Genomic DNA, 7,964 nt, shown 5'->3' with positions numbered 1-7,964 from the left:
TGGCGCCGCATGCTCGAGCGCTACAAGACGCAGCTCGATCCATTGATTTGTCTGAGGGAATCGCTGGGGAGGTCTGCTATGCAACAGCTAACTCAGACATAGCCAAAGAAAAAGCCCAGCGGGGCGCTCGCCGGGTTTTTTCCTTCCTGCAGCTCAGCGCAGCATTTCCTCGATCATCTTCTTTTCCTCCTTCAGGGTCTGCTGCCGGGCATCCATGCGCGCAGCCAGCTGGAAGTTGCCGCTTGCGCGGCGTTTGGCGAAGTCCAGCTGTTCGATGGCTTGATCATAATTGCCGACTAGAGCGAAGTACTCGGCGCGGGCCTGATGCACGCCGATGATGTTGCCGGACAGGCCACGGACTTCCGCGGCCAGATACCAGACGTCCGGGTCCCGGGGGCGGCTGGTGAGCAATTTATTGAGCACCTTCTCCGCCGCCGCCGGCTGATTCTGCTTGAGCAGCAGGTCGGCCTGGGTCTGCCGCAGCGGGTAGTTGCCCGGGTACAGGGCCAGCAGGCGCTTGACCCGAGCCTCGGCTTCCTGAAGACGGTTGGCAGTGATATCCAGGGCGACTGCGGCCAGGTTGTAGTCGATGTCGTTGGGCGCCTTGTCCAGCAGCGGCTGCAGAACTCCTCGTGCCTCGTTGAGCTGGCCGCTCTTGGTCAAGGCCAGTGTCAGGCCATAGCGGGCAGCACTGGATTTTGGGTTTTCATCGAGCACGGCGCGAAAGCGCTTCACCGCCATGCCGGAGGTCTGCTCGTAAATGAACTGCACGCGGGCGCGCATCAGTTGGTAGCGGTGGTTGTCCTGGCGGCCGCCAGGGCGGTATTGCTCCGCGCGGTTGCGGGTGTCGGCGATGCGCGACTCGGTGACCGGGTGAGTCAGGAGGAATTCCGGTGGCTTGGCGTCGTAACGGTACTGGCGCATCAGGCGTTCGAACATGCTCGGCATGGCGCGCGGGTCGTAGCCGGCCTTTTCCAGGTTGAGCAGGCCGATGCGATCGGCCTCTTGCTCGTTCTGTCGGGAGAATCGCCGCATTTCCTGCATCGCCGCCGCCTGACTGGAGGCGATTGCCGCCATGCCGGCGTCGCCTGCGCCTGCCGCGGCGGCGATGATGCCGGCGAGCATGGTGGCCATCATGGGGAGCTGGAGACGCTGCTGGGCTTCGAGCCCGCGGGCAAAATGGCGCTGCGAGAGGTGCGCCAGTTCGTGGGCCAGCACTGCGGCGTATTCGGCCTCGGTCTGCGCGTAGAGGAACAGGCCACCATTCACGCCGATGATGCCGCCGGGCGCGGCGAAAGCATTCAGCTGCGGGCTGTCGAGCAGGACGAACTCCAGGCGCCGGTCCTGCACCTGGCTGGTTTCGCTCAGGCGGTAGACGCTGGTTTCCACATAGTCCTTCAGCTGCGCGTCGGACAAGTGGGGGACCTGCCCGCGCAGCAGGCCCAACCAGGCCCGACCGAGCCGATGTTCCTGTTCGGGGGATACGATGGCTGAGCTGGCGTCGCCCAGCGACGGCAGATCGCTGGCCGTGCCGGGGGCCGCGAGCAGGCAGGCGGCAAGGGCGAGGAAGCTGGGGCGCAGAAGATTCATGCGGCAGGTTCTGACGTTCAAAGGCATTACTGTATCCATTCAAGTTTAGGCGCGCGGACGTCATCGGGTGCGCCCGACAGGCGACTGGTCAGGTCTCGGTCGGCTTGGTTATCCTTGGGGCCTTTTCTGGAGAGCCCTATGACTGATGCCGAATGGCAGGCCGACACCTGCGATGCCGAGCTGGATGCTAGCGGTCTGAGTTGCCCGCTTCCCTTGCTCAAGGCCAAGCTGGAGCTGAACCGCCTACATTCCGGGGCGGTACTCAAGGTGACCGCGACGGATCCCGGTTCGCAGCGGGATTTCCGCGCTTTCGCCAGGCTGGCCGGTCATTGCCTGCTCCGCGAGGAGGTCGAAGGTAATCTCTTCCGCTACTGGTTGCGCAAGGCATGATGCCTGGCCGCTAGCCCGGGTGCGCTCAGTCGGCCTGGTTCAAGGCTTGGGCGGCGGCCAGCACGGCAGCGACATGGCCCGGCACCTTCACTCCGCGCCACTCGTGGCGCAGCACGCCGTCCCTGTCGATCAGGAAGGTGCTGCGGTCGATGCCCAGATATTCCTTGCCATAAAGCTTCTTCAGCTTGATCACCCCGAACAGTTGGCAAAGTTGTTCATCTTTGTCAGAGATCAGCTCGAAAGGGAAGGCCTGCTTGCTCTTGAAGTTCTCGTGGGATTTCAGCCCGTCGCGGGAGATGCCGAAGATCTGCGTATTGGCCGCCTGGAAATCGTCATGGTGGTCGCGGAAGCCCTGACCTTCGGTGGTGCAGCCCGGCGTGCTGTCCTTCGGGTAGAAATACAGCACCACCTGTTGGCCCTTGAGTGCGACAAGCGAAACCTGCTGGCCGCCGGTGGCCTGGGCCTGGAAGTCGGGGACGGACTGCTCGAGGGCGACGGGCATGGGGACTCCTTAGGGATTCTGGGGGCGCCAGGGCTCGATCAGTGCGTCGAGGTTCAGGGCGTCGGCGAAATCGAGGAACTGATCGCGCAGCCAACTGATCTGTGTGCCGGCCGGTAGGGTGACGGTCAGGGTTGCATTGAGCATGGTGCCGCCGGTCTGTGGTGCCAGGTAGGTGTCGCAGGTAAGGTTTTCCAATTCGACGCGGTGGTCGATGAAGAACTGGCACAGTTCGGCGAGAATGTCCGGGCGATAGGCTGCGCTGACATAGGCGACGTAAGGCAGCGCCTGGGGGCGATTTTCCAGGGGCAGGCTGCGGGTCAGGTTGTAGGTAAAGTCATGACGCTTGGCCAGGGTCGGCAGGCTGGTTTCCATGCGCGCCAGTCCGTCCCAACTGCCGGCCACCTGCACGATCAGGGCGCAAACTTCGCCATGGCGGGTCAGGCGGGTACTGACGACCGAGCAACGGCTTTCCTGGCTGGCACGGCACAGCACGTTGGTCAGCTCCATGGGGGTGCTGCCGAGAACGCTGATGACGAGGAACTGTTCGCGAACGGGAGGGGTGGACATGCAGCTTTCCTAAACGATGGGCAGTCGTCGCAAGAGGCGCCGAGCAAAGCCGGAAGGGTAACGAAAAGCGGCGCCGAGGGGAATGCTTGGGCTTTGTGGTCAGCTTGTACAAGGCAGATGGCGACAGTACCATTACGGCTCATTTTTTCCGGCAGGAGTGGTTGCATGATTGCGGGCAGCATGGTGGCTCTGGTCACCCCCATGGATGCGCAGGGCGATCTGGATTGGGACGGCCTGGGCAAGCTCGTGGACTTTCACCTGCAGGAAGGTACCAACGCCATCGTCGCAGTCGGTACCACGGGCGAGTCCGCGACCCTGGATGTCGCCGAGCATGTCGAGGTCATCCGTCGCGTGGTCGACCAGGTCAACGGCAGGATCCCTGTGATTGCCGGTACCGGTGCCAATTGCACCCGCGAGGCCATCGAGCTGACGGCGAACGCCAAGAGCGTCGGCGCCGATGCCTGCCTGCTGGTAACCCCCTACTATAACAAGCCGACCCAGGAAGGCCTGTATCAGCACTTCCGCACCATCGCCGAAGCCGTGGCAATTCCGCAAATCCTCTACAATGTGCCTGGACGTACTGTCTGCGACATGCTGCCGGAAACCGTCGAGCGCCTTTCCAAGGTGCCGAACATCATCGGCATTAAGGAGGCGACCGGCAACCTGGAGCGTGGCCGCGAGGTGCTGGAGCGTGTGGCCAAGGACTTCTTCGTCTATTCCGGCGACGATCCCACCGCCGTCGAACTCATCCTGATGGGCGGCAAAGGCAATATCTCGGTGACCGCCAACGTCGTTCCGCGCGCTATGAGCGATCTCTGTGCTGCGGCCATGCGTGGCGAGGCGGCCATCGCCCGGACGATGAACGAGCGCCTGATGTCACTGCACAAGGCGTTGTTCTTGGAGTCCAACCCGATTCCGGTGAAGTGGGCGCTGCACGAGATGAGGTTGATTCCCGAGGGCATTCGTTTGCCCCTGACTTGGCTGAGTTCCAGTTGCCATGAACCGCTGCGCCAGGCTCTTCGCCAGATCGGTGCCTTGGTTTGATCATCAGGAAGCATTGCGTATGAAGCGACTGGCCGGGCTCTCTGTCCTTGTCGTGGTTCTTTCCACCGTCAGCGGTTGCGGCTGGCTGTGGGGGGAGGAGGGATATTTCCGCGACCGTGGCAGCGACTATCTTGAGGCGCGGCAGACCGCCCCGATGCAATTGCCGCCGAGCGTTGAGATCCGTCGCCTCGACTCGTTGCTGCCGGTGCCGCTGAATGTGGCCGACTCGCAACGTGGCAACGAGTTCGAGGTGCCGCGTCCCCAGCCGTTGCGGAGCACGCAGGCGGTCAGCGAGTTCAGTCTGCAGCAGAGCGGTGCTTCGCGCTGGGTTGTGGCCCAGCGGGCACCGGCGGAAGTCTGGCCGATGCTCCGGCAGTTCTTCGAAGATAACGGCTTCGGCATCGCCGAAGAGCGCCTCCACATCGGTGAGTTCATCACGGCCTGGCAATCTCTCGATGCACTTTCCGCACCTATGGCGCGCCGCCTGGGCAGTCGTGCCTCTGAGCAGGCGGCCGGCGGCGAGATCCGAGTGCGCGTGCGTGTCGAGCCGGGTGTCCAGCGCAATTCCAGCGAGATTTTCGTGAGTAGTGCGCTGCGTCCGGCCGGCAGCACTGCCGAGGACGGTCTGACCGGTCGCGGCGATGCCGGTCTGGATGCCGCGCTGCTGGATGAGATGACCGCTAGCTTGGCGCGCAGTGCCGAGCGGGGTGGTTCGGTTTCATTGTTGGTGGCCCGCGATTTCGATGCGCCGAGCCGTGTCAGTCTCTCCGCGGACGGCAACGGCAATCCTTTCCTGAATTTGGATGCCGATTTCGATCGGGCCTGGTCGAGCATCGGCCGTGCCTTGGAAATGGGCAATGTACGGGTAGACGATATCAACCGCAGTCTTGGCGTGTACTACATTAATCTCGCCGAAAAGGCCGAAAAGGACGCGAAGCCGGGCTTCCTCGGGCGTCTGCTCGGCAGAGGTGAGGATCCGGAAGACGTGGAGGCTCGTGCCGAGCGCTATCAGGTACGCTTGACCCGCGTCGCGGAGGGTGTCCAGGTCACGGTGGAGAAGGATATGAATACCTTCGCCCCCGAAGAAGTGGCGCGCCGGGTGCTGAGCATGCTCCAAGAACACCTCGGTTGAATGGCTGCCCGGTGGGGGCTGTTCTCTATGGCCCCTTCGGCAATAGTACGAATCGATGGGCGAAACCTTCCCGGTTTCGCCTGTTTCGTTTGATAAAGGCGGAAAGACGCGATGAGCATACCTCCCACCCTGAGCCTGAAGAAGATCTACTCGGGCAAAGTCCGCGATCTCTATGAGATCGATGCCAAGCGCATGCTGATGGTGGCCAGCGATCGGCTGTCGGCCTTCGATGTGATTCTTGCCGAACCGATTCCGGACAAGGGCAAGATTCTCACCGCCATCTCCAATTTCTGGTTCGACAAGCTGGCTGGTATCGTGCCGAACCACTTCACCGGCGATCGGGTGGAGGATGTGGTTGCGGCCGCCGAGTTGCCGCTGGTCGCAGGGCGGGCCGTGGTCGCCAAGCGCCTCAAGCCGGTGGCGGTGGAGGCCATCGTGCGGGGCTACATCGTCGGCTCCGGCTGGAAGGAGTACCAGAAGAGCGGCACCGTCTGCGGTATCTCCCTGCCGGCCGGCCTGAAGGAGGCCGCCAAGCTTCCGCAGCCGATCTTCACCCCGTCCACCAAGGCTGCGGTAGGTGACCACGACGAGAACATTCCCTTCGTGCAATGCGAGGCGATCATCGGGGTGGAGCTGGCAGCCAAGGTGCGTGATACCTCCATCGCCCTGTACAGCGCTGCTGTCGAATACGCGGCAAGCCGCGGCATTATCATCGCCGACACCAAATTCGAGTTCGGTCTTGACGAAGATGGCAGCCTGACCCTGATGGACGAGGTGTTGACCCCGGATTCCAGCCGTTTCTGGCCGGCCGACAGCTATGTGGAAGGGCAGAACCCGCCGAGCTTTGACAAGCAGTTCGTGCGTGACTGGCTGGAGTCCACCGGCTGGAACAAGCAGCCGCCAGCACCGGCGTTGCCGCTCGAGGTGGCGCAGAAGACTGCCGACAAGTACCGCGAAGCCCTGGCTCGCCTGACCCGCTGAGGGAGGGCCTGCCGCCTCGCTGCGGCTTGCTTGGGGATGAGGCAATCCCCTGAAAGCACACAAAAAATTCCGTGCGGGGGGTTCGCCAAAGACATTCAAGCTGGTATCATGCGCGCCGCCCAGGGGAGATGCCGGAGTGGTCGAACGGGACGGATTCGAAATCCGTTGTATCCGCAAGGGTACCTAGGGTTCGAATCCCTATCTCCCCGCCATATTTAAAAGCCTTGCCGTTTTCGAGCCGCAAGGCTTTTTTATGGCATATAGGCTTTGGCCGTCCTCCCGCTCGTAATTCGACCGAACTAAGGCGAGCATCCATTGACTCTCTGCCAATTGACTTCGAGCTGGGCTGGACTCAGGCAATCCGCCCTGCGCCGCCAATGACAGGCCGTCCGGTGGTCCTTGGAAGATCAAGGTGTCTTCTGCTTTACTCGCTGACCTGTCGGACATCAAGCACCGCCCAGACTTCGAGTCCTTTCTTGCGCACTACCTTTTCCGCTTCGAGTTTTGCTTCCAGAGTACTGAGCGAGCGGGACTTATATTCGAACCGGAATGCTGGGCCACCAGTCAGCTTGCGCACGCTCAGTTCCACCAGAATGTAGCTGGAGGGGTGCTTGCGTTTCTCCGGCGTAGGTTTCGCTGGTGCAAGTCCCAATGCTTCGCGCATTTCGGCTTCAGTAATTTCCTGTGAGTTCAATCGGCTTACCTGTCAATTCTGAATATTGAGCATGGAAAAGTTGCCATCCATTATGAATTTAAGTGCCCATCTTCTGGATGGGTAGGCACAAGTTCATATTCATGGGGCAACGGAGCTTCGACAACGCGTGTTTTCGTTATTCTAGACTGTTGTCGACATTGGGGGCCTGCTTCGTTACATGTTGGCCTGGTTGGATTTCATCATAAGGAAAGTGAAATCTGTTTTGTACCAGGGGACAGTTATCGAAGAGTCCTTCGTATTGTATACGAAACACGGCCCTGGTGTAGTTGTTGCCATTCGCCGTCTTTCCAGTGGGTGACTTCGCCATTGCGATGGTTGAGGGGCTTGGCTGGCAAGGGGCTGAACGAGAAAGGCCCGAACAGCGTCGGGCTTGGTATGCGCAGGTACGGCGGCCTGCCTCATTCGATGTCTTCGTAGGGCAAACCCACGTAATTTTCTGTGATGGTAGTGCGTTCCGCCAGGGAGCCGAGGTAGTAATCGCGCTCAGGTTTCCTGAAGGTGTGTATCGAAGCCTCCCTGGCCGGGGAACTCGTGAAGCAGGGTGGTCATCCACCAGGAAAAGCATTCGGCCTTCCAGATGCGCCGCAGGCAGATTGGCGAGTATTTCTCCAGCAGGTCGGTGCGGGCCTTCATTAGACCTTGACCAAGATGCGGTACAGGGCTCTGACGTCGCCGGCGGCCAGATTCAGGCCCTTGGCACCGGTCGTACTGCATGGGTTCGACCACGAAGCTGCGCAACGGGGCGATGCTCTTCTCCAGCGTTGGGCCGGCAGGTGGGCCTTGCGTTCGGTCCAGAAGCGCTCGTCCGATCAATCCTCGACCTTCTCGCTCAGTGGTACCTGCAGGTAGTAGCGGCTGCGGCTTTCAGAGCGCTGGTGTGCAGAGCACGAAGCTGGGGGGGTGATGGGCGTAGACCAATTCCTCATGGACCGGCGGGGTGCCCTAGCACTACAGTTGCATATTTAGCCTTCATCTGCCTTGCTTGATGTATTCCCTTGCCTGGGAGAGACCGGATGACAAGTGCATCGTTCGAGACAACCCTG

8 protein-coding genes, 1 tRNA gene and 2 pseudogenes are annotated in these 7,964 nt (G+C 61.3%); 6 read left to right on the top strand and 5 right to left on the bottom strand.

Features of this window, described 5'->3' with window-relative positions; translation table 11 throughout:
- Nucleotides 1-102 (top strand): annotated as a pseudogene (locus ACYVD0_RS11835) (IS1595 family transposase); the annotation flags it as partial.
- Nucleotides 103-153: 51 nt separating this feature from the next.
- Here ACYVD0_RS11835 and ACYVD0_RS11830 read toward each other — a convergent pair.
- Complete coding sequence (locus ACYVD0_RS11830) at nt 154-1,590, bottom strand: M48 family metalloprotease (RefSeq protein WP_460426995.1); 1,437 nt, start codon at nt 1,588-1,590, stop codon at nt 154-156.
- A 138-nt stretch (nt 1,591-1,728) separates the two neighbouring features.
- Between ACYVD0_RS11830 and ACYVD0_RS11825 the strand changes: the two genes are divergently transcribed.
- Nucleotides 1,729-1,980, top strand: coding sequence for a sulfurtransferase TusA family protein (locus ACYVD0_RS11825; protein ID WP_460426994.1), 252 nt, complete (start codon nt 1,729-1,731; stop codon nt 1,978-1,980).
- Nucleotides 1,981-2,005: 25 nt separating this feature from the next.
- Here ACYVD0_RS11825 and ACYVD0_RS11820 read toward each other — a convergent pair whose 3' ends face one another.
- Complete coding sequence (locus tag ACYVD0_RS11820) at nt 2,006-2,482, bottom strand: peroxiredoxin (RefSeq protein ID WP_460426993.1); 477 nt, start codon at nt 2,480-2,482, stop codon at nt 2,006-2,008.
- 9 nt (nt 2,483-2,491) lie between these two features.
- A complete protein-coding gene (locus ACYVD0_RS11815; RefSeq protein WP_460426992.1) occupies nt 2,492-3,049 on the bottom strand; it encodes a glycine cleavage system transcriptional repressor in 558 nt (185 codons plus the stop codon).
- Nucleotides 3,050-3,214: 165 nt separating this feature from the next.
- Between ACYVD0_RS11815 and dapA the strand changes: the two genes are divergently transcribed.
- From dapA to ACYVD0_RS11795, 4 genes are all read left to right on the top strand, one after another.
- Nucleotides 3,215-4,093, top strand: a complete 879-nt coding sequence (dapA, locus tag ACYVD0_RS11810; protein ID WP_460426991.1) for a 4-hydroxy-tetrahydrodipicolinate synthase family protein — start codon at nt 3,215-3,217, stop codon at nt 4,091-4,093.
- 19 nt (nt 4,094-4,112) lie between these two features.
- Nucleotides 4,113-5,225 (top strand): outer membrane protein assembly factor BamC, encoded by a 1,113-nt coding sequence (gene bamC, locus ACYVD0_RS11805; protein WP_460426990.1) that lies wholly within the window; start codon nt 4,113-4,115, stop codon nt 5,223-5,225.
- A gap of 111 nt (nt 5,226-5,336) precedes the next feature.
- The gene (locus ACYVD0_RS11800; protein ID WP_460426989.1) at nt 5,337-6,206 is read left to right on the top strand and encodes a phosphoribosylaminoimidazolesuccinocarboxamide synthase; all 870 of its coding nucleotides are present in this window, start codon (nt 5,337-5,339) and stop codon (nt 6,204-6,206) included.
- 122 nt (nt 6,207-6,328) lie between these two features.
- A tRNA-Ser gene (locus tag ACYVD0_RS11795) sits at nt 6,329-6,418 on the top strand.
- A 212-nt stretch (nt 6,419-6,630) separates the two neighbouring features.
- Here the strand turns inward: ACYVD0_RS11795 and ACYVD0_RS11790 are convergent.
- Both ACYVD0_RS11790 and ACYVD0_RS11785 read right to left on the bottom strand, forming a co-directional pair.
- Complete coding sequence (locus ACYVD0_RS11790; RefSeq protein WP_460426988.1) at nt 6,631-6,900, bottom strand: hypothetical protein; 270 nt, start codon at nt 6,898-6,900, stop codon at nt 6,631-6,633.
- Nucleotides 6,901-7,319: 419 nt separating this feature from the next.
- Nucleotides 7,320-7,860: pseudogene (locus tag ACYVD0_RS11785) on the bottom strand (FAD-dependent monooxygenase); the annotation flags it as partial.
- Between the last annotated feature and the right edge of the window lie 104 nt (nt 7,861-7,964).

It is taken from the genome of Azotobacter armeniacus, from assembly GCF_054779355.1.
The sequence above is the reverse complement of the archived record's forward strand: the minus strand, read 5'-3'. Positions and strand labels throughout refer to the sequence as shown.